Source organism: Streptomyces sp. NBC_00224 (assembly GCF_041435195.1).
Lineage (GTDB): Bacteria > Actinomycetota > Actinomycetes > Streptomycetales > Streptomycetaceae > Streptomyces.
The window spans coordinates 1559369-1584826 of sequence record NZ_CP108106.1 but is presented as its reverse complement, the minus strand read 5'-3'; the positions used below and the strand labels follow the sequence as shown (position 1 = coordinate 1584826).

21 protein-coding genes are annotated in these 25458 nt (G+C 72.7%); 10 read left to right on the top strand and 11 right to left on the bottom strand.

Annotation, left to right across the window (positions count from 1 at the left end; genetic code table 11):
* Positions 1–202 precede the first annotated feature (202 nt).
* Positions 203–961, top strand: a complete 759-nt coding sequence (locus tag OG965_RS07080; protein ID WP_371650267.1) for a TNT domain-containing protein — start codon at positions 203–205, stop codon at positions 959–961.
* A 37-nt stretch (positions 962–998) separates the two neighbouring features.
* On the opposite strand, the gene OG965_RS07075 is transcribed toward OG965_RS07080, so the two are convergent.
* Positions 999–1604, bottom strand: a complete 606-nt coding sequence (locus OG965_RS07075; protein ID WP_371650266.1) for a class I SAM-dependent methyltransferase — start codon at positions 1602–1604, stop codon at positions 999–1001.
* Positions 1605–1748: 144 nt separating this feature from the next.
* On the opposite strand from OG965_RS07075, the gene OG965_RS07070 reads away from it, so the two are divergent.
* The gene (locus tag OG965_RS07070) at positions 1749–2582 is read left to right on the top strand and encodes an alpha/beta fold hydrolase (RefSeq protein WP_371650264.1); all 834 of its coding nucleotides are present in this window, start codon (positions 1749–1751) and stop codon (positions 2580–2582) included.
* Here the strand turns inward: OG965_RS07070 and OG965_RS07065 are convergent.
* The 4 genes from OG965_RS07065 to OG965_RS07050 form a co-directional block, all read right to left on the bottom strand.
* Positions 2566–3702: a serine hydrolase domain-containing protein gene (locus tag OG965_RS07065; protein WP_371650262.1), complete on the bottom strand. Its 1137-nt coding sequence runs from the start codon at positions 3700–3702 to the stop codon at positions 2566–2568. The two genes, OG965_RS07070 and OG965_RS07065, sit on opposite strands and share 17 nt — an antisense overlap.
* 85 nt (positions 3703–3787) lie before the next feature.
* Entirely contained in the window at positions 3788–7234 is a 3447-nt protein-coding gene (locus OG965_RS07060; protein WP_371650260.1) for a LamG-like jellyroll fold domain-containing protein, read from the bottom strand.
* Positions 7235–7389: 155 nt separating this feature from the next.
* Positions 7390–8817: an alkaline phosphatase family protein gene (locus OG965_RS07055; protein ID WP_371650258.1), complete on the bottom strand. Its 1428-nt coding sequence runs from the start codon at positions 8815–8817 to the stop codon at positions 7390–7392.
* Between the two features lie 170 nt (positions 8818–8987).
* Complete coding sequence (locus OG965_RS07050; RefSeq protein ID WP_371650256.1) at positions 8988–9545, bottom strand: TetR/AcrR family transcriptional regulator; 558 nt, start codon at positions 9543–9545, stop codon at positions 8988–8990.
* Between the two features lie 130 nt (positions 9546–9675).
* Between OG965_RS07050 and OG965_RS07045 the strand changes: the two genes are divergently transcribed.
* The 4 genes from OG965_RS07045 to OG965_RS07030 all read left to right on the top strand — a co-directional run bounded on the left by OG965_RS07045 (position 9676) and on the right by OG965_RS07030 (position 12027).
* Complete coding sequence (locus OG965_RS07045) at positions 9676–10134, top strand: nuclear transport factor 2 family protein (protein WP_371650254.1); 459 nt, start codon at positions 9676–9678, stop codon at positions 10132–10134.
* A gap of 95 nt (positions 10135–10229) precedes the next feature.
* Positions 10230–10733 (top strand): hypothetical protein, encoded by a 504-nt coding sequence (locus OG965_RS07040; RefSeq protein WP_371650252.1) that lies wholly within the window; start codon positions 10230–10232, stop codon positions 10731–10733.
* Positions 10734–10890: 157 nt separating this feature from the next.
* Positions 10891–11139: a DUF397 domain-containing protein gene (locus OG965_RS07035; protein ID WP_371650250.1), complete on the top strand. Its 249-nt coding sequence runs from the start codon at positions 10891–10893 to the stop codon at positions 11137–11139.
* Between the two features lie 495 nt (positions 11140–11634).
* Entirely contained in the window at positions 11635–12027 is a 393-nt protein-coding gene (locus OG965_RS07030) for an SsgA family sporulation/cell division regulator (protein WP_371650249.1), read from the top strand.
* Positions 12028–12057: 30 nt separating this feature from the next.
* Here the strand turns inward: OG965_RS07030 and OG965_RS07025 are convergent, their stop codons facing one another.
* Positions 12058–12891 (bottom strand): helix-turn-helix transcriptional regulator, encoded by an 834-nt coding sequence (locus OG965_RS07025; protein ID WP_371650246.1) that lies wholly within the window; start codon positions 12889–12891, stop codon positions 12058–12060.
* Between the two features lie 152 nt (positions 12892–13043).
* Between OG965_RS07025 and lanL the strand changes: the two genes are divergently transcribed.
* Positions 13044–15884 (top strand): class IV lanthionine synthetase LanL, encoded by a 2841-nt coding sequence (gene lanL, locus OG965_RS07020; protein WP_371650244.1) that lies wholly within the window; start codon positions 13044–13046, stop codon positions 15882–15884.
* A gap of 179 nt (positions 15885–16063) precedes the next feature.
* Here the strand turns inward: lanL and OG965_RS07015 are convergent, their stop codons facing one another.
* On the bottom strand, positions 16064–16762 hold the full coding sequence (locus OG965_RS07015) for a response regulator (RefSeq protein WP_371650241.1): 699 nt from the start codon (positions 16760–16762) through the stop codon (positions 16064–16066).
* A complete protein-coding gene (locus OG965_RS07010) occupies positions 16755–18809 on the bottom strand; it encodes a histidine kinase (RefSeq protein ID WP_371650239.1) in 2055 nt (684 codons plus the stop codon). Before OG965_RS07010 ends, OG965_RS07015 begins: the two co-directional genes overlap by 8 nt.
* 258 nt (positions 18810–19067) lie before the next feature.
* On the opposite strand from OG965_RS07010, the gene OG965_RS07005 reads away from it, so the two are divergent.
* On the top strand, positions 19068–21188 hold the full coding sequence (locus OG965_RS07005; protein WP_371650237.1) for a BTAD domain-containing putative transcriptional regulator: 2121 nt from the start codon (positions 19068–19070) through the stop codon (positions 21186–21188).
* Here OG965_RS07005 and OG965_RS07000 read toward each other — a convergent pair.
* Positions 21170–21991 carry a hypothetical protein gene (locus tag OG965_RS07000; protein ID WP_371650235.1) on the bottom strand — a complete coding sequence of 274 codons (822 nt, stop codon included), beginning with the start codon at positions 21989–21991 and terminating at the stop codon, positions 21170–21172. The genes OG965_RS07005 and OG965_RS07000 overlap by 19 nt on opposite strands.
* Positions 21992–22133: 142 nt before the next feature.
* On the opposite strand from OG965_RS07000, the gene OG965_RS06995 reads away from it, so the two are divergent.
* Both OG965_RS06995 and OG965_RS06990 read left to right on the top strand, forming a co-directional pair.
* The gene (locus tag OG965_RS06995; RefSeq protein ID WP_371650233.1) at positions 22134–22976 is read left to right on the top strand and encodes a metallophosphoesterase; all 843 of its coding nucleotides are present in this window, start codon (positions 22134–22136) and stop codon (positions 22974–22976) included.
* 8 nt (positions 22977–22984) lie between these two features.
* Entirely contained in the window at positions 22985–23686 is a 702-nt protein-coding gene (locus OG965_RS06990; protein ID WP_371656868.1) for a 4'-phosphopantetheinyl transferase, read from the top strand.
* 61 nt (positions 23687–23747) lie between these two features.
* Here the strand turns inward: OG965_RS06990 and OG965_RS06985 are convergent, their stop codons facing one another.
* Together OG965_RS06985 and OG965_RS06980 are read right to left on the bottom strand one after the other, a co-directional pair.
* Positions 23748–24491, bottom strand: a complete 744-nt coding sequence (locus OG965_RS06985) for a thioesterase II family protein (protein ID WP_371650231.1) — start codon at positions 24489–24491, stop codon at positions 23748–23750.
* Positions 24491–25417, bottom strand: a complete 927-nt coding sequence (locus OG965_RS06980; RefSeq protein ID WP_371650229.1) for a ketopantoate reductase family protein — start codon at positions 25415–25417, stop codon at positions 24491–24493. Before OG965_RS06980 ends, OG965_RS06985 begins: the two co-directional genes overlap by 1 nt.
* Between the last annotated feature and the right edge of the window lie 41 nt (positions 25418–25458).

The following is a 25458-nucleotide window of genomic DNA, read 5'->3' as shown; positions in this document are numbered from 1 at the left end:
TGAAAGCGCCTCGGGGGTCACGCGTCAAGTACCCGAGAGGGCCTGCCGTCCGCGTGCCGCCGGGCACCACGCACCACTTCGGGGCACAACAGTGCGCTTCCGGCCGCGCCCGGTGATCTTTCGGCCTACTTGCGCGTACGGGATGCCCAACTGATCGCGGCGCCACTAGATGTGAGGCGTTGTCACATCTCAGGAGGCGTACATGGCGAAACGTTTCAGCAGGCTGCGGGTTCTCATGGGCGCGGGCACGTCGGGGGTCGCGCTGGTCGCGACGGTCCTGTTCGGTGCCGCACCGGCGCAGGCGACGGGGTCCGGCGAGGGCACGGCCGCGAGCGCGAGTGCCGCGTCGCAGCCGGTGGCCCCGGCGGCTTGCTCGGGCACGTACGAGGGCGACGAACGCCTCGGCCCGCAGTACCTGCCGAGGCCCTGGCAGGACCCGGTCGGCCCGCTGGTCCTGGGCTACCACCGCACCGGCCGCCTCAGCCCGACGGCGTTCCTGGCCACCTACTGGGACACTACGGCGGGCAGTTGGAAGTATCCGCCGAACGACGGCTTCGCCAACCGCCCCGACGGCAGCCTCGACAAGCGTGCGGTACGGCTGCGGGTGGGCGAGGACCTGGACCGCTTCGGCTCCGAGTACGGCGCCTTCCTCGCCCCGGCCGGGGCGGGCTACGGCCGCCGGGCGCTGCCGCCGCAGAGCCTGATCACGCGTGAGGCGGCTTACCCGTGTGCGTACCACGCGTACGAGGTGACCAAGAGCTTCACCGTCTGGGAGGGCCGGATCGCGCCCTGGTTCGAACAGCGCGGCGGCGGCGAACAGGTCAAGCTGGACCCGGCGTTCGTCAACCCGGGTGAGGGCCAGAAGCTCAATGTGAAGTGGCTGCTCGACCACGGGTATCTGAAGGCGGAGACGAATGCGGAGGCGGCGAGGAGCGCGCTGGCGGGGGTGGCGACCGGCTGAGCGAGGGTTCCGGTTCTTGTTTCGGTGCCGCTTCCTGCTAGGGGGCGGTGAACACCAGCTCCGACCACCGCACCCCGGGGCGGCCGTGCAGATCCGCCCGGCCGCCCCGGTGCGCGACCCGCAACCCCGCCGCCTCGGCCAGCGAGACCGTCTCGGCCTCCGGCACGTCGAACATGCGGCGCCCGGACGGCACCGGGCCGCTGCGTACGGTCATCGCCAGCATGCCGCCGGGGGCGAGCAGCGCGGCGACGGCCCGCATGCCCCGGGCGCGCTCGGCGGCGTCCAGGTGCATCCACACCGCCGTGAGCAGGATGAGATCGAAACGCTCGCCGCGCTCGGTCAGCACCGGGACGTCCGGGAGCGCGTCGTCGAGCCAGGTCAGAGCGGGTGCCGGGTGCAACCGTTCGCCGTGGACGCGGAGTTCGGGGGTCGGCTCGACCGCCGTGACGGTGTGGCCGAGGCGGGCCAGCGCGGCCGCGTCCCGCCCGGTCCCGGCGCCGAGGTCCAGGGCCCGTACGGGCGTCGCCGGATAGAGGTGCAGCAGGCCGCCGTGGACCTCCTCGAAGGTCACGCTCTCGTACTGCTCGGCCAGCGCGTCGGCGTCAGCGCCGTACCCCTGCGTCCCCGCGACGGTGTCGTTCACACGATCAGGCTAAACGATCAGCCTGGCGCGGACAGCCGGGCATTACCCACCAGGTAATCGACCAACGGGCCTCGCTCCCCGCACGATTGATCACACCAGCACCGCCGCGCCGAGGCGGTCACCGATGGGGAAGGACCCAGCGCCATGCCGTACTTCGAGACCAGCACCGACGGCACCCGCCTCCACTACGTCGACTACGGGCCGCGCGAGGGCCGGACCATCGTCTTCGTCAACAGCTCGTACTTCGGTACGGAGATGTGGGAGTTCCAGATGCTCGCACTGGCCGCCGACGGCTACCGGTGCGTGGGGCTCGACCGGCGCGGGCACGGGCGGTCCGACGACGTGTGGGACGGCTTCGACCTCGACACCCTGGCCGGGGACGTCGGCGCGCTCCTCGACCACCTCGACCTCACCGACATCACCCTGGTCGGCCACTCGATCGGCACCGCCGAGGTCGTCCGCCACCTCACCCTGCACGGCAGCGGGCGGGTGGCGCGGGTCGCCCTGGTGGCCGGGATGGCCCCCGGCCCGGTCCGCTCGGCCGATCACCCCGAAGGCGTCGACCCCGCCCTCATCGCCGCCGGGAACGAGGTCTTCCGCAAGGACCGCCCGGGCTTCTTCGCCGACGGCGCCGCCGCGTTCTTCGCCCTGGACCGCCCCGGCAACGACGTCTCGCCCGCCCACGTCCAGTACTGGGAGAACCGCTGCGCAGGCGCCACGGCCCGCGCCGCCAACGCCCTCGGCGACCTCGTCGTGACCCTGAACCTCGCCCCCGAACTCGCCAAGATCGACGTCCCGGCCCTCGTCATCCACGGCACCCACGACGCGTCCGCGCCGATCGCGTTGACGGGGGAGCGGGCGGCCCGCCTGATCCCGGGCAGCACGTTCCACGTGTACGAGAACGCCGGTCACGGCCTGTTCGTCACCCACGCGGACCGCCTCACGGCAGACCTGCGGGAGTTCACGAGCGGCCGCTGACACCGAGCGCGGCCCGCACTTCCCTGAACAACCGCTTGTCCAACCCGTTCACGCTCATCCGATTCTTCGTCACGGCGAAGGAGAAGCGGTGGGCCGGGTCGGCGGAGGCGGCGCTGCCGCCCGAGCCGTTCGTGCCGAAGCCGCCGTCGGGGGAGCGCACCACCGAGCCCGCGCCGCCCAGCATGAAGCCGTAGCCCTTCAGGAGCGGGAAGCCCAGGGAGCGGTCCTCGCCGCTCGTCCTCGGGGTCGTCGCCTCCTTCAGCGTCGCTTCCGACACCAGCCGTACTCCGTCCAGCTCCCCGCAGACCAGCGCCGCATACATCCGGGCCGCCGCCCGGGCCGTCATCGTCCCGTTGGCGGGGAGGGCCGCCCGGCGGAAGTCCGCGCGGTTGGCCAGCGACGCCACCGGAAGCACCGGGCGCGGGGCGAACGTGAAGAACGGGGAGTCCGGCGGCATACGGTCCAAGTACGCCGACCAGCCGCCGTCGTAGCAGGTGGCCACCCGGTCGACCAGATTGTCCGGGACCGAGAACAGCAGCGAGTCCGCCACCCCCAGCGGCTCCGCCAGCTCGTCCCGCAGCAGCTCGTCGCACGTACGGCCCGTGGCGCGGCGCAGGGTCTCCGCCAGCAGTACGCCGTACGTCCAGCCGTGGTAGCCGCTCGCCGTGCCCGGCTCCCACAGCGGCGCCTGCCCGGCCAGCCAGTCTCCGACCGACGGGACGTCGAACAGTTCCTCCGGGGTCACCTCGGGGCGCAGCTGCGGCAGTCCCGCCGAGTGCGACAGGACGTGGCCCAGGGTGATCCCCGACTTGCCCCGTGCCCCGAACTCCGGCCAGTGCGCGGCGATCGGGGTGTCGTAACCCACCATTCCCCGGTCCACCAGCACCGCCACCAGCGCCGCCGCAACCCCCTTGCCCGTCGACCACGACGGCACCAGCGTCTCCGCCTCCATCGGCCGACCGCTGTTCACATCGGCCAGGCCCGCCCACGCGTCCACGACGAGTTCGCCGTCGAGATAGGCCGCCACCTGGACGCCGGTCTCCTCGCCGGACGCCGTCACCTCAGCCAGGATCTCCTCGACTCGTGTCTGGGCAGCATTACGCAGTCCTCGATCGGTCATCCCCACACCCCCCACTCGCGCCGGTGGCCGCCCGCCGCGAAGTGCGACGGACGGCCACCCCATACGTAACTCCCAGGCTACATAGCTACATACGTGCGAACTCCGCTCCCGTGATCACCTGGAACGGCAGCCACGTCGAAGTCGCCGTCCCCGGCAGGCTGTTCTGCGTGCGCAGCGCCGTCAGCTCGTCCGCCGACAGCGCCTTGCGGGTGATCCGGAACTCGTCCAGCGAGCCGGTCAGCGGATTGGTTCCGTCCGGCTTGGCGCCCAGGCGGAAGCCGTCCACCGCGTACGTGTCACCCGTCGTCACCGAACCCGCCGGGGCCGCCGCGCTGCCCAGTGTCTGCCCGTCGACGATCAGCAGGAGCTGTCCGTCCGCCCGTTGCAGGGCCACGTGATGCCAGGCCCCGTCGCCGAAACCGGCCGCCCCCGAGTCGTCCACCGCCGCCACCACCGTGGTCGCCGTGTCCGTCTCGAACGCGGCGTACAGCCGGTCCTGCGCGGGCTGGGCCCGCAGCCAGATCTGCCGCTCCGATGCGCCCGTCCCGTACGCCCACACCAGAACCTGGTCCGGACTGCTGGTGGTGGCCGAGTACTTGAGCCAGGTGCTGATGGTGAAGTCGGCCGAGCCGAGCGCGGTGGCCGCGCCGTACGGCAGGTCGACGGCGTCGTTCGAGCCGTCGAAGGCGAGCGCGTTGCCGAACTTGCCCGGCACGCTCGCCGCGCCGCCGCGCACGAAACCGTGGCCGCAGTGAACCGTGGAGTCCGGCGTCGCCGGACCCGCCACCGGCCGCACCACGTCCTTCGCGCCCGTGTACTGGTTCTCGAACGACCACCACAGTGCCGGAAGATCGGCCGGGTAGGAGCCGGAAGAGCCCGCAGTGGAACCCGCCACCGTCGACACCTCGGCCGTCGTCAACGCCCGGTGGTAGACCCGGAACTCGTCCACGTCACCGTCGAACACACTCGTGTTGTCGAGCTTCGAGCCGACCCGCACCCCCTGCTGACCACTGCCCTGCGCGGGCGTGAGCGAGCCGGTCAGACCGCTCACCGTCACCGGAGTACGGGCGTCCACACCGAGCGAGACCTTGTCCGCCGACCGGGTCAGCGTCATCAGATGCCAGGCGCCGTCCCCGAACGACCTCGTCGACGTCGTGTCCGGCAGCGCGACGGCCGCCGTTCCCGAGTCCGTCTGCACCCAGGCGTAGAGCCGGTCCTGCGACGGCTGGGCGCGCACCCACAGCTGCGGGCTGCTGCTCCCCGTCCCGTACGCCCACACCAGCGCCTGGTCCGGCGTGGTGGAGCCCGCCGCGTACCGGAACCACAGGCTGTACGTGAAGTCGCCCGCGCCGACGTCCAGCGTCGGCGAGAACCCGGTCTCCGTGCCCGGGTGGGTGCTGTCGACGGTCGCCGCCAACGACCCGATCCGGCCCGCCGGCAGGGTCGGCACACCGCCCAGCAGGGTGCCGCCGGCGCAGTGGCCGGAGACGTCGTCCTCGATGGTGATGCGGCGCCGGTCCGGGACGACCGCTGTGTCGATCACCTGGAACGGCAGCCGCGCCCCCATCGAACGGGTGGCGGTGTCCGTGTCCAGCTCCGTCGCGTTGGCACGCACCTGAGTGAGCGCCGCATCCGTCAACGCCGAGCGGTAGACGCGGAATTCGTCGATGGCGCCGCCGAACGCGTCGCTCACGCCCGTGTCCGATTTGGCGCCGATCCGGATGCCCTCGACGCCGTTCTGCGGGGCGTCCGTGACCGAGCCGGACACGCCCGTCGCCGTCCCGGTGACCGTGCCGTCGACGGTGAGGCGGATCTGCGCGCCCGAGCGGATCAGCGCCACGTGGTGCCACTGGTCGTCGCCGAACGCCACGGCCGACGAGGTGTCGGTCAGCGTCAGCCAGGCGCCGCCGCCCGCGCCCTGCACCCAGGCGTACAGCCGGTCGTCGACGGGCTGGGAGCGCAGCCACACCTGCGGCTTGGTGCTGCCCTGCCCGTACGCCCAGAACAGGGCCTGCTGCTTGCTCGCGGTCGTCGCCGCGTACTTGAACCACATCGAGTACGTGAAGTCGCCCGCACCCGGGTCGATCGTCTTGCCGTAGGGCACATCGGCGTAGTCGCCCGTGCCGTCCAGGACCAGGCCCTGCCCGAACCGGCCGCTGCCGAGGGCCGCGTTGCCCTGGAGGTAGGCGTCGTTGGCGTCAGGGCCGGAGTCCGGGCTGGTGCGGCCCGCTGTCGGGCTCTTCTGCGGGGAGCCCTTGCCCGCGAATGTGCCCGGTATCCCCAGCGCGCCCGGCGTGGTCACGTTGAAGCGGATCTCGTCGGCCGAGTTGCTCGGGCCGCCCTCGTAGAGCAGGCCGAGCTCACCCGTGTCCAGCTCGGCGAGGTCGGAGTAGGAGGCCCGGTCGTTGCTGATCAGGCCGTTGGAAGCCGCCGTCCACGTGGTGCCCTGGTCGGTGGAGTAACGGATCTTCATCAGCTTGCGGTCGGACGGGTCCGACGGCGCCGAGAAGACCATGGTGTCGCCGGGCGTGCGCTGATACGTCTGGCGCAGGGTGAGCGCCGAGCCCTGGACCTCCGGGGTGATCAGACCGGGGATGACGGTGGAGGCGGGGACCGTGGTGCCGCCGTCGGTGCTCACCGCGCGGGTGCGGTGGTTGGCGCTGCCGCCGATCTCGTTGCGGGCCGCCAAGTACACGCTGCCGCCCGGCAGTTCGGTCACCGAGACCTCGCCCGGCTTGACCGCGCCCGCCACATACGAGTTGGCGGTGGAGCTCGCCTGCCAGGTGGCGCCGTGGTCGTCGCTGTAGAGGACGCCCGCGTAACGGGTCGTCGCGTCGGGGTTCTGGTGGGCGCCGACGACCAGGCGTCCGGCGTGCGCGCCCTCGGTCAGCTGGACGCCGTGCGAGGGGCCGGTGGCGAACCAGCCGTTGTTGGCACCGGTGAACGTGGGCAGCGCCTTGGGTGCGCCCCAGCTCACCCCGTCGTCGTCGCTCCGCTGCACCCAGGGGAGCCGCAGACCGGTCGGCGTCTGCTCGTTGGAGGTGGTCAGGAGGAACACCGAGCCGGTCTCGCGGTCCACCACGGGCGCCGGATTGCCCCGGGTGAAGGGCGCCGTACCGTCGGCCGGGCTGCCCTCCAGGACCACATGTGCCGGGCCCCAGGTGCGGCCGTCGTTGGTGGAGCGGCGCATCACCAGATCGATGTCACCGCGATCGGCGCAGGTGGGGGACTTGCGCCCCTCCGCGAACGCGAGCAGGCTGCCCGCTTTCGTCTTGACCAGGGCCGGAATGCGATAGCAGCCGTAACCGCCCACACCGGAGCGGAACAGCACCTGCTCGGCGCCGACGAGGGCGCGCGAGGACGCCAGCGGGCCGCTCGCGTACGACGCGGGCGCGGCGAGAAGGAGGGAGACGGCCGCGACGGCGAGGGCGAGCAGCCCGGCGAGGGCCCCGGCGGGCGACGGTCTGCACCGTGTGACGGAAGCGCCACCTGGTGCCGATGAGTTGTACGGGATGAACGACATGGAGATCATGGTGATGATCGTCAGGTACCGGATTCGACCAACACCTGGTGACCAGCTGCTGAACGCCCTGTGAAAGTCTGTTCACTTCCGGGCGAGAGCCGCCCGGAACCGGAAGCGACCGGTCCAGGACGGCCTCGCGCAAGACAACTTCTGCCCGTATGGGTCTACGTGTGCGGCCGGTGGCCCCTCTCCTGGCGCGGGAACGACTGGTCGGCGCCCGGCAGCGTCGGCTTCGGCAGCGTCGCCACCTCCTTCTTCGCCTCCTCCAACTGCTCCGCCGTGTTCTGCGGCAGCCGCGGCGGGCGCGGCCGGGCCTGGGCGAAGCGGAACGCCGACGTGAGATCGCCGAAGATGCGCCGCCGCCACTGGCTGATGTTGGGCTCCTCGACCCCGGTGAACTCCTCCAGGAACTGGAGCGCCGAGGTGTGGTCGAACGCCTCGCTCGCCACCCAGCCGCCCACCGTCCAGGGCGAGACCACGATCGCCGGGACCCGGAAGCCACCGCCGATCGGCAGCCCCTGGACGAACTCGTCCGCCGTGCCCGCCTTGGGCGTCGGCGGCGGCACATGGTCGAAGAGACCGTCGTTCTCGTCGTAGTTCAGGATGAACGCGGTCTTCGCCCACACCTTCGGGTTGGCCGCGATCGCCTCGATCTTGCGGGCCACGAAGTCCGCACCCGCCGCCGGCAGATAGTCCGGGTGCTCGGACTGGAAGCTCGTCGGCATGATCCACGACACCGTCGGCAGCCGGTCGGCCCGGGCGTCGTCCTCGAACGTGCCCTCGGGCTGCGGGCGTACCCCGCGTTCGTACAGATCGGAGCCGGGCGCGGCCGCGCGGAAGGACTGGAACCGCTCCAGCATGTTGCAGCCGTAGTCGTCGTCCTGCTGGTACACCTTCCAGCTGACCCCGGCGACCTGGAGCCGCTCGGCATACGTCGTCCACCGGTACGGTGTCGGCGCCTTGTTGGTGATCACCGGGCCGCCCAGGGTGCCGCCCGGGTCGATCGTGCCGGTCATCCAGTACAGCCGGTTCGGCCAGGTCGGCCCGAAGACCGAGCAGAAGTGGTTGTCGCAGACCGTGAAGGTCTCCGCGAGCGCGAACTGGAACGGGATGTCCTTGCGGGTGTAGTACCCCATCACATAGGGCCCGTTGACCCCGTCCGCCTTGCGGTGCGCGGGCAGCCACTGGTCCATCCTGCCGCCGTTCCACGCCGCGTGCTGCACGCCCCAGGCGTGGCTGGTGGACGGGATGGCCTGCGCGCTGGAGTGGTGGGTGTCCAGGTGGAACGGCAGCAGATAGCCGTCGGGGTTGACCGCGTCCGGCTGGTAGAAGACCGAACGGCCGTCGGGGAGCCGCAGCGCGTGCGGATCATTGAAGCCCCGTACGCCGGAGAGCGTACCGAAGTAGTGGTCGAACGAACGGTTCTCCTGCATCAGCAGGACGACGTGCTCGATGTCGCGGATGGACCCCCGGCGCGGCGGCCCCGCCGCCACCGCCTTCTGCACACTGGGCGGAAGCAGGGAGAGCGCCGCCGTGCCGCCGATCGCGCCCGCCGCCGATCCGAGGAGTCTGCGGCGCGTCAACTCGGCCATGAGGATTGCCTCCTGAGCTGTCGGTGGGGTCCCTTGTCGTGGACCCGACCGAAGCCTTCCCGGCGCGGGGGGCGGGGCAGCGGGGCAAACCGGTGAACAAGTGGCCAACGAGCAGCTAGCGCGTGGTCAAGCGCGGAGACCGGCGGCGGTCGAGCGGTTCAGGTTCAGCCTCAGGCCCGCGCCGCCGCCAGCAGTGCGGCCGCCGCCTCGCGGGCCTGGAGTGCGGGGTCCGGGCTGTGGAAGATGCCGGCGGTCACCATCGCGCCCTCGGCGAGGAGTGTCAGATGGTCGGCCAGACGCTCGGGCAGCCCCGCGTCCGCGACGAGCGAGCCCAGGTACTCCCGGAACGCGCTCTTGTGGGCGCGGGCCTGGGCGGCGACGCGGGCCGAGGAGGCGCCGAGTTCGCCGTACGCGTTGATCCATGCGCAACCGCGGAAGCCGGGCTCGCCGAACCAGCGGTGCAGATGGTCGAAGACCGCCAGGATCCGCTCCTCCGGCTCCGCGCGCTGCTCGACGTACTCCGCCAGGCGACCGCGCCACACCGTGTCCCGGCGCTCCAGATATGCCTCTACGAGCTGGTCCTTGGCGGGGAAGAGGGCGTAGAGGCGCTTGAGCGAGACGCCGGAGGCGCTGCGGATCTCGTCCATGCCGACGCTCTGGATGCCCCGCCCGTAGAACAGCGTCCCGGCGGCGTCGAGCACCCGCTCCCGTGCGACTGCGCTGTCCATGACCTCATCACTCCTTGAACTGAGAACGTTCGTTCTCTAGAGTAGCGCCACGACAGAGGAGAACGCACGTTCTCCCCCGTCCCCCCTGCCCGTTCGCACCGTTCGCACCATTCGACCGGAGGACCCCGCCATGACCGCTCGCCCGCCCCTGCCCCCCTTCGACCTGCACACCGCCCGGCAGAAGGTCCAGGCCGCCGAGGACGCCTGGAACACCCGTGACCCCGAGAAGGTCTCGCTCGCGTACACCGAGGACTCCCGCTGGCGCAATCGGGACACCTTCGTCACCGGGCGGGCCGGGATCGTCGAGCTGCTCACCGCCAAGTGGGCGCGCGAGCTCGACTACGCGCTGCGCAAGGAGCTGTGGGCGTTCGACGGCAACCGCATCGCGGTTCGTTTCCAGTACGAGAGCCGGGACGCGGCGGGGCAGTGGTGGCGCAGTTACGGGAACGAGCTCTGGGAGTTCGACGAGAACGGTCTGATGGACCGCCGCGAAGCGAGCATCAATGATGTGCCGATCGATGAATCGGAACGTCGGATCTTCGGAACACGCCCCGACTCCGAGCGCGGAGTTGCCTTTCCGCTCCGCTGAACAGGGGAATTTTGGAGTGATCGGCCCGCTGGTCTCGTTCTTCCAGGCGGCACCTGTCCGTCAGAGATCCGAGACCCAGAGGGATGGAAGTACCTATGAAGCTCACCAAGCGGGCCGGCCTCGCGGCCATGATGACGTGCATGGCCACGGCGGCGGCGGTCGCGCCCGCCGCGGCCGGGTCGTCCGTACCCGTCGTGGTCCCGCTGGAAGGTCTGGAGACGACGCTGCCGTTCGAATCCCCCACGGTGAGCACTGGCGTACCGATCCCGATGCCGGGTTCCCCGGGCGGGCCGCGGCACGTCGTCGGCTCGCTGATGCCGTCCCCGCTGCTGCCGAGTCTGCCGGTCACCACGGAGCTGCCGTCGACGCTGCTCAAGGCGCCGCTGACGGATCCGCTCACCGACGACAAGATCGGCTCGGCCGCCGTCACCACGCCGTCCTCGCCGCTGCGCGCGGAGAGCCCGGGGGCGATCCTCGAAGCGCCGCTCACCCCGCCGCAGGCCGAACTGTTCGGGCTGCCCGCGCTTGAGGAGCCCCAGGCCGGACTGCTCGCCCCGACGCTGCGCGGCGCGCCCACCGCCAACCTCGGCCTCCTGTAAGGCTTTCCGCCAAGGCCTTCCGCACCCAGGCGCTTCCGTCCGTCTCCCAGGAGTCGCTAGCGCATCACGCGTATATCTGTCAAGGGCACTAGAAATGCGCCGACTTGGGCTCGTAGCGTGCTGAACAGCCCCCACTGTTGCACGAAGGAGCTCTTCCGTGGATCACTCCCGCCTTGTCGAGGTCAGTGAATACGTGAACCGCAATGCCCCTCACCTCGCATTCGAGAAGTCGTCTTTCAGTGACCTCGACTACTCCAAGGATTGCGTCGGATTCGCCGTGGACGGTGAGCGGATCGCCGTGACGCATACGAAGGACGCCGACGCACCGGTGCTCCGGTACACCCGGTCCGAGATCGCCGCCATGGTCCGCGCGGCGAAAGCGGGACAGCTGGACAAGTTCTGCTGAGCCCGCTCCTCCCCCCAGCCGCCCGCGGCCGCCACCGACGCGGCCGCGGGCGGTGTGGCGTCGTGATCACGAGGCCCTGGTGAACGCAATGTTCCGGCCGAATCGGCGCTGCCGCGGCCGGGATTGTGAAGCCTTCACCACAAGCCGCGCGACCCGCCCCGGAGCCCGCGCCACCGCTGGTTGAGGCGGCAGCAGCGGGTGTACCAGCCCGTTCGCAGGGGGGATCGGCCGGCGCGGTACGGGGTAAGGGATCCGTGCGGGCATGCGAATTTGCGACACCGTACGCACAGTTTCCACATCCCCGGGCGAATTTGTTCGCGAAGTCGGTCACTATCACGGCCGTTGAGTACGTCATAGATGCGTATACCGAACAACGCCCGGCGACCGGCCGCCGGGGACGGTCCCGACGAGGGGGGCGACATGGAAGAGATCTGCGTTCCGTTGTATGTCGAACTACTGCACGAGGGTGATGCCATGACCCCCGTGGAGGCCTTGATGGCTTACGACCCCGCCGACCCGCTCGCCGTTTCGGTGGAATTCGTCTGCGGCAATGGCATGCATACGACATGGACCATGGGCCGTGATCTCGTGGCGGAGGGCCTGACCTCGCGCTGCCCGGTCGGCCTCGGCGACGTGCGGGTCTGGCAGTACGGCGAGGGCGGGCTGCGGATCCGGCTGCACTCGGACGAGGGCAGCGCCGACCTCCTCGCCGAGATCGAGGACGTCGCGGACTTCCTCTCCCGTACGTATCAACTCGTCCCGGAGGGCAGCGAGCTGGACGGCTTCGACGTCGACGAGGTGATCCGGCTGCTGCTCGCCACCACACCGGTGCAGGGGCGCTGCTGGTGCGGCCGGGAGTACCCGTGTCTGGACCACGGCGCCGAGTGAACCCCGTCGCCCCCGCCGTACCGGAGCGCCTCAGCCCAGTTGCGAGGCGCCGAACCGCGCCAGCCGGTCCGCGGTCGTACTCCCCGGCGGAGGGGTGAAGAGCACCAGGCGGTGGTCGCCCTCGGGGGCGAGCAGCACCTGGCAGAACAGGTCGAACGGGCCGAGCTCCGGGTGGAGCACACGGACCCGGTCACGTCTGCGCACGGCCACCTCGTGCAGTTCCCACAGCGCCGTGAACTCGGGACTGACGCTCTGCAGCCGGGAGATCAGCCGTGCGGACTCCGCGTCGCCGAAGCGGCGCGCCGCGGCCGCGCGCAGATCCGCCACGTGGAGGTGGCTGTAGTAGCTGTGCTCCTCCTCCGGGTACGGGACACGGGCGGACGGTTCGGTGAACCAGCGCCAGACGACATTGCGGCCGTGCTCGGTGACCGTGCACACCTCGCCCAGGAGCTCCCGCGCCATGGGGTTCTGGACGAGCACGTCACCGAGGTCGCTCAGCACCACGGCCGGGGTGCTGGTGAGTTGTTCGAGCAGATGCAGCAGACCGGGGCTCACCTCGCCGTCGGACGAGTGCGCGACGGGCGGCCGGTGCCCGGCGAGCAGAAACAGATGGTCGCGCTCGTCGTCGCTCAGCCGCAGGGCGCGGGCCAGCGCGGTGAGCATCTGGGACGAGGGCTGCGGTCCCCGGGCCTGTTCCAGGCGGATGTAGTAGTCGGCGGACATCCCGGCGAGCTGCGCAACCTCCTCGCGCCGGAGCCCCGGGGTGCGGCGGCGCGGCCCTGCGGGCAGTCCGGCGTCCTGCGGGGTGACCCGGTCGCGGCAGCGGCGCAGGAAATCAGCGAGCTGGCGGCGGTCAGTCGTCATGATCATCATCATGACGGAACCCGGCCGCCGGAACCAGGGACCGGCGGTACCAGGGTCCGCTGGACCCCCGCTCGACCCGGCGGCGGGAAGTGCCCTCCCGGCCCGCAAGGCAGGTGTAAGGCAACCGACAGAGCCGCGGCCACGATGGGCGCATGGAGTCTGCGAGGGGGATCCGCGAACCGGCCGAACGGCTGCTCGTGGAGATCGTGGAAGCGGTGCTGGCCCGCACGGGGGTCGGGCCAGTCACCGGCGGGCCGTGGCGGCTGCGCGAGGGGGACTTCTGGTGCCATGTCTCGCCGCCGGGCGAAGCCGGGCGGCTGCAGGGCTGGAAGCTGCACGTCGCCGCGACCCCGCTGGCCGCGCCCCTGGTCCTGGCGCGGGCCGCGGAGATCCTGGTGCGCCACGGGTGCCGCTTCAAGTTCGCCGGGACGGTCGGCCGGGCCGGCGACCTCGTCTCGCACCGCTACGACCGGGGCGGCGGAGGGAAGTTCCTCACCGTCTACCCCGAGGGGGACGACGCCCGGCTGCGCGAGCTGGCCGTCGAGCTGCACCGCGCGACCCTGGGCCTGCCCGGCCCCGGGATCCTCTCCGACCGGCCCTGCTTCCCCGGCAGCCTGGTCCACTACCGGTACGGGGTGTTCACCGGGGTGCCCGCGCTCGGCGACGACGGCATCCGCGGCGCCATGCTGGTCGCGCCCGACGGCCGGCTGGTCCCCGACCGGCGCCGGGCCTGGTTCGCGCCGCCCGAGTGGGCCCCGCGCGACCCGTTCACCCAGGGCGAGTCCGCCGCCGTGGGGGGCCGGGCAGCCCCGGCCGAGGTGCTGCTCGACGGGCGCTTCCTCGTACGGGGAGTAATCCGGCACGCCTTCGGGGGCGGCGTCTTCCGGGGCGTCGACGAGTCCACCGGCACGCCTGTGATCATCAAGCAGGCGCGCCCGCACACCGCCGCCACCCTGACCGGCCGGGACGCCCGGGACCTGCGGCGCCACGAGGCGGCGATGCTGGAGGCGTTCGCCGGGAGCGGCTTCACCCCGGCCCCGGTCGCGCTCTTCGAGCAGCAGGGGGATCTGTTCCTGGTCCAGGAGGCCGTCGACGGTGTGACGCTTCGGCAATGGGTCCTGGACAGACTGGAGTTCGGTGCGGGTGAGCGGTGGGGCGTACCGGCCCTCGACGTCCTGCGCCGGGCGCGCTCCCTGGCCTGTCTGATGCGGCTCGTCCACTCCGAGGGATGGGTTCTGCGGGACTTCAACCCCAACAACGTCATGGTCACCGACGAGGGCGAAGTGTGCCTGATCGACCTGGAGATGCTGGCCCGCCCCGGCGAGCCCGCCCTGCGCATCCACACTCCTGGATACGCGGCGGTCGAACAGATGAACGCGCCGCGCTACGGCCCCGCCCCCGGCGCGGCCGCCGATCTCTACAGCCTCGGCGCGACCTTCTTCCACCTCGCCGCCGGGGTCGACCCGCTGCTCGCCGCCGACGACCCCGGGATCCGCGGCAACGCCGGCCGGCTCGCCGCCTGGCTCGGCCGGCTCGTCCCCGGCAACGAGGCCGCACGCCTGCTCGCCCCGCTGATCGTGGCCCTGCTCGATGACGACCCGGCCCGGCGCCCCGGCCTCGACGAGGTGCTCGACCGGCTGGCGGAGAGCGCCCGCGCCGCCGACGGGCCCGGTGCCGCCGCCACGGCGGCGGGGGTGATCGGCCTCGCCGTCACCGAGGCCGATCCCTCCCCGGCGGCCGGAGCGCGCGGTCTGACCGAGGCCGAGCTCAAGGAGCTGATGGCCGACGGGATCGACCAGCTGCTGGCCACCGCCGCCCCGGAGGCGGCGGACCGGCTCTGGCCCTCGGGACCGGTGGGCGGCGCCACCGACGCGTTCAACGTCCAGCACGGCGCGGCGGGTGTCCTCGGGGTGCTCGTCCGTGCGTACGAGGCGGGTGAGCACCCGGCGGTGCTCGACGCCGTACGGAGCACGGCCACCTGGATCGCCCACCGGGTCGGCCGCGAGCCCCGCACCCTTCCCGGTCTCCACTACGGGCGCTCCGGCACCGCCTGGGCGCTGCTCGACGCCGCCCAACTCCTGGGTGACGAACGGCTGTTGGGGCACGCCATGGAGCTGGCGGCCCGGGTCCCGGTCCGCTGGCCCAGCCCCGACGTCTGCCATGGGGTGGCCGGTGCCGGGCTGACCCAACTGAGGTTCTGGGAGGCGACGGGGGACCGGCGTTATCTCGACCGGGCCCAGGAGGCGGGCGCCGAACTCGCCGCGACGGCCCGGCGGCGCGACGGGCAGCTGCTGTGGCCGGTGCCGCGCGCGATCCTGTCCACCCCCGCCGACGTCGTCCACTACGGCTTCGCCCACGGGGTCGCGGGCATCGGGGCGTTCCTGCTCGCCCTCGCCCGCGCCACCGGCGACACCGTGCCCGCCGAACTGGCCGTCGAGGGCGCCCGGACGCTGCTCGCCGTCGCCGAAGTGGCCGACGGGGCCGCGTACTGGCGCTCCGGCGAGCAGGGCGGCCCGCGCAAGACGCACTGGTGCAGCGGATCGTCGGGGATCGGCACGTTCCTGCTGCGGGTCTGGCAGGAGACCGGTGAGGACGACTTCCTGGTGGCGGCGCGCCGGGCGGCCGTGGCCGTGCGCCGCTCCCGCCGGCACATCGGCACGGCCCAGTGCCACGGCCTCGCCGGGGACGGGGAGTTCCTGCTCGATCTGGCGGACGGCTGCGCCGACCCGGCGTACCGCGGCTGGGCGGCGGAACTCGCGGCGGGCCTGTACGCCCGCAACGTCGTCCGCGACGGCCGCACCCTCGTCCCCGACGACACCGGCACCCAGGTGTGGGCCGACTACGGCACGGGCCTGTCCGGAGTGATCGCCTTCCTGCTGAGGTTCGCCTGCGGGGGCCCGCGCCTCTGGCTCCCTGGCTCGCTCACACAGCCGCCCGCCCATGACTCCGGCACCGGGACGGTGCCGGTACGTGACACCGAGCAGAGGGGGTGAACACCGTGAGGGAATCCGATGTGAGCGCTCTCCAGATGCTCGAAGAAGAGGAGGCGCCCGACTCCGGGTCCTGGCCGCCGCCCACCGCCGGCTCGTGCTGCAGCACGTTCTGACCCGCCCTCCCCGGTCACCGTCGCCACCGCCTCCCCGCGCGGCGACGGTGACCGCGGGGCGTCAACTCACAGGTCAGGCGGCCCTGTTGGCCCGTACCGCAGATAGGTGAGCACCGCCGTGACCCTTCGGTGCAGCTGGGACTCCTCGACCAGGCCGAGCTTGGCGAAGGTCGAGTTGACGTGCTTCTCGATGGTCGACTCGGAGAGCGAGAGCGACTCGGCGATGTTCCGGTTGTTCTTGCCCTGGGCCATCTGCCGCAGCACGTCCAGCTCCCGGCGGGTGAGCTGGGCCAGGGGTGCGTCGACGGTACGGATGTGGCTGCCGACCAGCACCTCCACGATGCGCGGATCGATCACCGACCGCCCGGCCGACACCTCGCGCAGGGCGCGGAGCAGCTCCTCCAGCTCGCCGATGCGCTCCTTGAGCAGATAGGCCAGGCCGTTGGTGCCCTGCTGGAACAGGGCGAAGGCGTACTGCTCGTTGGCGTGCTGGGACAGCACCACCACACCTATGCCCGGATGCGCGGCCCGGATGGTGTGCGCGGCGGTGATGCCCTCGGTGTGGTGGTTCGGCGGCATCCTGATGTCCGCGATCACCGCGTCCGGGCGGAACCGGTCGACGGCGTCCAGGAGCTCCTCCGCCGTGCCCACCGCCGCGATCACGTCGACCTCGCCGGTGTCCTCCAGGAGCCGTCGTGTTCCCTCCCGTACGAGATAGTGGTCCTCCGCGATCACGATGCGCATCCGGTCCGGGGCGTCAGGCATGGGCCGTCTCTCTTGAGCGTTCGGTGAGCTGGGCACAGAGCGTGGTGCCGCCGCCGGGCCGGCCGGAGATGGACAGCCGGCCGCCGACCGCCTCGATCCGGTCGCGCATCCCGGTCAGCCCCGAGCCCAGCCGGGAGGCCGTGGGCAGGCCCACGCCGTCGTCGCTGACGTCGAGGAAGAGCGAGCCGTCGGCGCGGGCGATCCGAATGGTCACCCCGTCGGCCCGGGCATGCTTGAGCACATTGGTCAGCGCCTCGGAGACCAGGAAGAAGGCTGCCTCCTCGATCTCCGGCGCGAACCGCGCGGAGGACACCGAGGGGTCGACCTCGACGACGACGGGAATGGGCAGCCGGCGGGCCTTGGACATCACGGCGGCCGCGAGCCCCTGGTCGGTGAGGACGGGCGGGTGGATGCCGTGGGCGACCTCGCGCAGTTCGTCGATGACCCGGCAGGCGTCGTCCTGGAGCTCGGTGAGCGTGGTGTGCACGGTGTCGCCGTTGCGGCAGAGCTGGTTGCGGGCGAGCGCCAGTTTGGCCACCAGGGCGACCAGCTCCTGCTGGATCCCGTCGTGCAACTGCCGCTCGATGCGCCGCCGTTCGGTGTCCTGGGCCTGCACGATCCGGGTGCGCGACGCGTTGAGCTCGCACGCCTGCCGCTGCACCTCGTCGACCCGGGTGGACAGCTCCGCGGTGAGGAGCGCGTTGTGGACGGCGAGCGCGGCCTGCCGGGCCAGCGTCTCGATCAGGTCCTGGTCCTCGGGGGTGAACCGGCCCTCCTCCTTGGGCCCGTACTCGATGGAGCCGAGCACCTCCTCCCCGTACCGCAGCCGCACCTCGCCCCACGGGCTTTGGCCGGTGTCCGCCTCCGCCCCGGCGGACCCGGAGCCGAACGGCGCCCGCGCCGTGCCGGCGGGTCCGAGGCGTACGCGCACCCAGCGCAGATCGAGCCCCTCGCGCAGGGTGACGGCCAGCTGCGGGCCGAGCCGTTCGAGGTCGTAGGCGTGCTCCAGAGTGGTGCCGCACTGCACCAGGAGCTCGAAGTTGGACGGCCGGGCCCCGAACACGCGCCGTGCGGCGAGCCGGTTGAGCTGGCGGTGTACCGGCTGGAACAGCATGGTCGCGGTCACCGCCACCAGGACGGCGAGACCGATCGGCAGATACTGGCCGGCGGTCAGCCCGAGCGCCGTGGTCATGCCCAGGTACCAGGCCCCGATGATGGTCCACAGCACGCCGTAGACCAGCGAGCGCCGGATCGCGAAGTCCATGCCGGGCAGCCGGTGGCGGAACGCGGCGAACACCAGACCGGCCGAGATCGTGATGTACGGCAGCGCCCCGAGCGCGGAGCCGATGAAGTAGTCGAGGCCCTTGCCGGCCAGCCACAGCCGGAACAGCCGGGCCGAGCCGCGTCCGCCGAACACCAGGAGGGCGATCAGGGCGATCACCCACACCCGGTCCGCCCGCTCCGCGCGCCCGGCCCGCTGCTCGCGCGCGTCGAGGAGCGAGCGGATCAGGAGCAGCCCGGCGCCGAGCCCCGGCGCCCACGATTCCGGCAGGACGAGCAGCCACGGCAGTGTCCGGTCCGAGATGGGCAGCGCCATCAGCAGTACGGGATAGGGCACGAGCAGCCAGAGCGCCCGCAGCACGACCCGCTCGTAGCCGTGGCGCACGCGCCCGTCGGGGAGGAGCGCCACCAGTCGGCAGATCGTGATCGCGGCGAGGACGTCGAAGGTCCGGGCCACGCCCAGGAACGCCCATGCGCGGGGTGCGTCGGCGTGCCATCCGGTCGCCGGGGGCCTTCCGAGCGTGAACCGTACGGCCATGCCGATCGCGGCGAACGACCCCGCCGCCAGCAGCCGTCGGGCGACCGGGTGCTGCGGGGTGTGCCAGGACAGCGAGAGCCCGGCCACATAGCAGGGCAGGATGCAGGCCATGGTCCACGGAAGCGTCTGGGCCGTCGAGATCCGTACACCATTGGGCACCCCGTAGAGCAATGCCAATCCGCCGCAGATCGCGAGAACGCGCATCGGCCGTCCCTCAGGCTCCGCCATTCCACCATTTTCCCGGGCCGCGCGAGCGCTGTACAGAAAGCCTCCCTCACCACCCGTATGGCGGACAGCCTCCATAAGGGAGCGAGGCGGCCCGGATTCTGCGACGCGGCGCGAGTGCGCACACTGAAGCGGTGGAGTCCGGCGGCGCGGGAGGCGGACACTCCCGCTCGCCGCGCCTGACCAGCGCGGCCCGGCGGACCCACCCGTGGGCGTACGAACGGATGAGACCCGTCCGACGGGACGGGCAAGGGGGGAACGATGAGTACGGCTCAACTGGAGGACCACAAGCGGGAGTCCACCGGGGCGGAGGGCGAGCCGGCCCGCTCCGCCCATCTGCCGGGTCCGGCCGGCGCGGCGGGCGGGGAGCCGCGCACCGGCACCCTGGGCGCGGCCGCGGGGCGGCGCCTGACGATGGCGCACCAACTGCTCGGGGAGCCCGCGCGGGCGCTGGAGGTCCACCGGCGCACGGAGCTCACCGGCGCCGCGACCCCGGACGAGATCACGGCCCTGGCGTGGGCCGCCGCCGCGTACTGCGCGCACGGTGAACTGCGCCAGGCGCAGGCGTCGGTGCGCCGCGCGGTCCGGGGGCTCACCCACTGCGGCGACCCGGGCGCGCAGGCGGTCGCCCACGCGGTGGCCGCCGTGGTGGCCGCCTGCGACGGACGGGGGGCGGTGGCCGAGCACCACCGCGAGCTGGCGGGGGAGGCGGCGTGCGAGGCGGGGGACCCCGCGCTCGTCCTGCTCGTGCGCACCTGCGCCGCGCAGGAGCGGATCGAGCAGGGCGAGGCCCGCCGCGTCCTCGCCGGGCTCGACACGGCGCTCACCGCGCTCGGCCCGGACGGCGACCGGGCCGAGACGCCGGAGCTCCTGCTGGCCGCCGGGTGTCTGCGCGGCTCCGCACATCTGGCCGTCGGTGAACTCGACTACGCGGCGGCCGAGTTCGGCCGTGCGCTGGCGGGCTACCAGCGCCTCGGCGAGGCCACCGGGCACGCGGCGCTCGGCGCCCGGGCGCTGCTCGGGCTCGGCGACGTCCACCGCGAGCGCGGGGCGCTCGGCCCCGCGCGGGCCGCCTACCAGGAGGCGGTCGTGCGCAGCGAGCAGTGCGGCGACCGCCAGGTCCTCGCGGCGGCACTCACCGGGCTGGCCCTGGCGCGCGGCGCCGAGGAGCCGTGCGCCGCCGCCCTGCTGGCCCGGCGCGCGGTCGGCCAGTGCGCGGGCCGGACCAGGATCCGCGCGCTGGTCGCGGCGGGCTGGGTGGCGCTCGCCGACGAACGGCCGGAAATCGCGGCCGAGGCGGCCCGCCAGGCGGCGGGCGAACCCGGCGCCCAGGCCTGCCGCCCGGTCTTCGCGGAGCTCCTGGAGCTGGAGGCGATGTGCACCCGCGAACCCCGTGTACGGGAGCGGCTCCTGGAGGACGCCCAGGCGATGTGGACCGCCGCGCGCCGGCCCGTGGCGGTGGCCCGGGTGGCCGCCGCCCGCGCCCTGCTGTCCGGAGCCGGCGGCCCGGATCTGCGCGAAGCGGTCGGCGCGCTGCGGCAGTTGGGGGTGCGCGAGCGCGCGGCGGACGCGGCGGGGCTGCTCAACCGGGCGACCGCGCCGCTGCGGCCCTCGGCAGCCGTACGGGTCCTCGGCGGCTTCCAGGTCCTGCGCGACGGCAACCCGGTGGGACCTGAGGAGTGGCAGTCGAAGAAGGCCCGCGACCTGCTCAAACTCCTGGTCGCCCGGCGCGGGCTGGCCACGCCGAGGGAGGTCGTGGTGGAGGCGCTGTGGCCCGAGGAGGACCCGGCCCGGTGCGCCAACCGGCTCTCGGTGGCGCTGTCGATCCTGCGTATGGTGCTCGACCCGGAACGCCGCCTCGCGCAGGACCACTTCATCGCGGCGGACAAGCACGTCATCGGTATCGCCCGGCTCCGCGTCGACGTCCGGGACTTCCTGGCCGCCGCCCGCCACGCCCTCGCGCTCGCCGACCGCTCCGGCGGCCACGCCTACGCCGCGCTGGCGGACGCCGAAGGGCTCTACCGGGGCGACGTGCTGGAGGACGAGCCGTACGCGGAGTGGGCGGTCGCCCTGCGCGAGGAGGCCCAGGCCGTCCACTCGGAGCTGCTGGCCCGGCTCGCCACGGCGGCGGCCGAGCGGGGGGACCACCACGCCGAGGTCCACTTCCGGCTGCGCCTGCTGGAGCGCGACCCGTACGACGAGGAGACCCATCTCGCCCTGATCGCCCTGCTCGCGGCGGCGGGCCGGCACGGCGAGGCCCGGCGCCGCCATGTGCTCTATGTCGGGCGGATGGAGGAGATCGACGTGGAGCCCTCCCCGTTCCCGCGCCCGGACCGGCGCGCCCGGGGCCCCGCCCGCCCGGCTCAGCGCGGCCGGGACTGATACAGCCGGGCGTGGTAGCGGCCCGCGCTCTCCAGACCGGCCGGGTCGTGGCCCGCGAGAACGACCTGCCCGATCGCGTGGTCACGCTCGTCCGGGCCGGTGAACAGCCGCTGCCGATAGGCCCGCGAGGCATCCGACACGGTGACCAGGCCGTGTGCGGCGAGCGCCGAACCCACCGGCGCGTACGAGACGGTGCGCAGGGCGAACGCGCTCACCCACACCGGCAGCCGCGCACACCCGAGCAGCGCCTCGAAGGTGCGGTGGCCGATGTAGCCGATGCCTCCGGTGACCGTGATCAGCCCGGTGCGCGCGATCGCCCTGCGCAGCGGCTCGCTCGGCGGGGCGAGCTCCAGGTTCTCGGCGTACGCCTCGTCGAGCAGCCCGACCGCGAGCGCGTAGCCGACGGCGTGCTGTGCCGCGTCCAGACCGACGACCGGGCTCGCGTCGGCCCGGCGCCGGGAGGCGTAGAACGACCGGTCGTACGCGATGAGTTCGGCCGTCGAGAGCTCCGCCGCCTCGGGGCCGGTGTAGTGCGCGTACAGCTCGGCGAGGGTGAGGTGGTGGTTGAGGAGCGCCGCGTTGATCCCGTACGAGCAGCACAGGTCGAGCACCGTGACCGGGCCGCCCGGACCGCAGGCCGCGGCCCGGGCGGCCCGGTCATGACGGAACACCGCCTGCGCATGATGCGGAATCTCGTACTCCAGCGGGGCGAGGCGGCGGAAGTAGGTGCGGGGGTCGGGTGCGTCGTAGATCTCGTCGAAGCGGGTCTTGCCCGGCGACGCATGGCTCGTTCCTCGGCTCATGGGGCGTACCTCCGCAGGCAGGTGGCGGTGTTGCGCGGATGAACCTCTATCGGACTCCTGGAGCACGCCGGTAGGCCGCCCGGTCCGAACCGGCCATCCGGGGGGCCGGGCGGCGGGAGGGCCGACGTAGGCTGTGATCACCATGAGTCTCTTTGCCATCAGCGACCTGCATGTCGGCCATACGGAGAACCGCGCGATCGTCGACGGGCTGCGGCCCCACTCGCCCGAGGACTGGCTGATCGTCGCCGGGGACGTGGGGGAGAAGGCGGACGACGTGCTCCGGGCGCTGGAGCACCTCGCGGGCCGGTTCGCCACCGTCGTCTGGGCGCCCGGCAACCACGAGCTGTGGACGCCGCCCGCCGATCCCGTGCGGCTGCGCGGCGAGGCCCGCTACGAGTATCTGGTCGAGCGCCTGCGCGACCTCGGGGTGGCGACGCCGGAGGACCCCTACCGCCAGTGGCCGGGCCCGGACGGGCCGGTCGTCGTCGCGCCCCTGTTCGTGCTGTACGACTACACGTTCCGCCCCGAGGGCGCGCACACCAAGGAAGAGGCGCTGGCCGTCGCCCACGGCACCGGTGTGGTGTGCATGGACGAGTACCTGCTGCACCCCGACCCCTACCCCAGCCGCGACGCGTGGTGCCGGGCGCGGCTCGCGTACACCCGCTCGCGGCTGGACGCCGTCGACCCGGCGCTGCCGACCGTGCTGGTCAACCACTTCCCGCTGGTGCGCCGGCCCACCGACATTCTGCGCCACCCGGAGTTCGCCCAGTGGTGCGGCACCGAGGCCACCGCCGACTGGCACGTGCGCTACCGGGCCGCCGCGGTCGTCTACGGGCATCTGCACATCCCGCGCGCCATCGACGTCGACGGGGTGCCGCACCTGGAGGTGTCGCTCGGCTATCCCCGGGAGTGGGGCAAGCGGTCGGCGCCGCCGCAGGGGCTCTGCCGCATCCTGCCCGGACCGGCCTCGGTGCCCCGATGGTGACCCGCGCGCTGCTCGCAGGGCTGCTCCCGGCACAGGTGGTGGTGGCGGAGCTGTTCGCCGACCCGCCGTCGGTCGAGCTGTTCCCGCAGGAGGCCGAGGTGGTGGCCAAGGCCGTCGACAAGCGCCGGCGCGAATTCGCCACCGTACGGCTGTGCGCGCGCACCGCGCTCGCCCAGCTCGGGCACGCGCCCGGCCCGATCCTGCCCGCGCGGGAGGGTCCGGCCTGGGCCCAGCGCGCCCCGCGCTGGCCGGACGGCGTCGTCGGCAGCATGACGCACTGCGACGGCTACCGCGCGGCGGCCGTCGCCCCCGCCTCGGCGGTCGCCTCGGTCGGCGTGGACGCCGAGCCCAACGCGCCGGTCCCCGACGGGGTACGGGAGATGGTCACCCGGCCCGAGGAGCGCCTCACCCTGGACCGGCTGGCCGCCTCGCATCCGGCCGTGGCCTGGGACCGTCTGTTGTTCAGCGCCAAGGAGAGCGTCTTCAAGGCGTGGTTCCCGCTGACCGGCCGCTGGCTGGACTTCGGTGACTGCGTGATCACCCCCGACCCCGAGCGCGGCACCTTCACCGGTGCGTTGCAGGTGCCGGGGCCGGTGGTCGACGGGGTCCGCGTCGACGTGTTCCGGGGGCGGTGGCGCACGGTGGAGTCGGAGAACGGCGGTCTGGTGGCCACCGGTGTGGTTGTGGGGCGGCAGGGCGCCGGGGGATGAGCGCGGGGGGCGTGCCCTGCTCGCACGCCCCGCGCGCTCACTCCCACCGTGCGGTCGCCCCTTACCGTGCCGTCGTCGCCTCGATGTGGTCCCGGATCTCCTGGGCCACGGCGGGCAGATGGGCGTCCAGGAAGAAGTGGCCGCCGGTGAAGACCCGCATCCGGAACGACGCCGAGGTGTGCCGCTCCCAGCGGGCCACGTCGTCGGGGTCGACCACCGGGTCGGCGTCCCCGCACAGGGCCACGACCGGACAGGCCAGCGACCGGCCCGGCTCGGGGACGTGCGTCTCAAGGGCGCGGTAGTCGCCGCGCAGCGCGGGCAGCACCATGCGCAACAGACCCTCCTCCGCGAGCAGTTGGGCGTCCGTACCGGAGAGCTCCATGAGATGGCGGACCAGCTCGTCGTCGTCCGCCTGGTGGAGCCGGCGGGAGACGGGGACGGAGGGCGCCGAGCGGCCGGACGCGAACAGCCCGAGCGGCCGGACACCCTTCTCCTCCAGCCGCAGCGCGACCTCGTACGCGACGGAGGAGCCCATGCTGTGGCCGAAGAGCGTGAGCGGCCGGTCGGTCCACGGCATCAGCTCCTCGGTGACGCGGTCGACGAGGGTGCCCATGTCCTCGATCGGGGCCTCGGCCAGCCGGTCCTGCCGCCCGGGGTACTGCATCGCCAGCACGTCCACCTCCGGCGACAGCGCCTTGGCGGCGGCGAAGAAGGACGTGGCCGAGCCACCCGCGTGCGGGAAGAAGACGAGGCGGGTGGGGGCCTGCGGGGCGGGGTGGTACCGCTTGATCCAGGGGCTGTTCACTACCGCTTCGCCCCCACCCGGTGCTGGTGCACCCGCAGGTGCAGGGTGGCCAGGTCGAGCAGCGGCGTCGGCACGGACAGGGCGCGGGCGCGTGCGGTCAGGTCGCCGAAGATGTGCTCCACCTCGGTGGGGAAGCCGGACACCACGTCGCGGTACATGGAGGACGCGAAGGTGGAGGGGGTCTGGGTGACCAGGGAGGCGGTGAGGGCCTGTTCGCTCTCGGGAACGGGGAAGCCCGCCGCGGCCGACACCGCGGCGCCCTCGGCGAGGACGGCGGGGCCGATGCCGGAGCCGCCGGGAACGGCGTTGACGTCACCGACCTCGCCGCGCAGCAGACACGTCACGGTGGACAGGGTCGTGATGAAGACCCACTTGTGCCACATCGAGGCGAGGATGTCGGGCGACACGCTCGCGTCGATGCCCGCCCCGGCCAGTACGGCGCGGATCTCCTCGGTACGGGCCGAGGCGCCGCCGGCCTGCTCGCCGAGGGCGAGGACCGCGAGCGGGGCCAGCCGGACGATGTCGCCCTCGTCGTTGAGTGTGGTGATGACCTTGGCCACCCCGCCGAGGACCGGCTCCTTGCCGAAGCGGGCGTTGAGCACGTCGAGGTGGCGTATGCCGTTGAGCAGCGGCACGATCGCGGTGTCCGGGCCGACCGCCGGGGCGAGGTCCTCGACGGCCTGTTCCAGGGCGGTGGACTTCACCGACAGCAGGACGAGGTCGTACGGTTCCGTGATCTCGTCGGCGGTGATCAGACGCGGTGTGAGCACCTCGTCCTCGCCCGCGCCGGTCAGCCGCAGACCCCGCTCGCGCAGGGCGGCGGCGCGGCGTGGCCGTACCAGGAACGTGACGTCGCGTCCGGCCCGGGCGAGCAGGGCGCCGAAGTAGCCTCCGGTGGCTCCTGCGCCGACGACCAGGATCTTCATGTGCGTACACCTTTCGTCGTGAACATCGTCGTGCGAGAGGT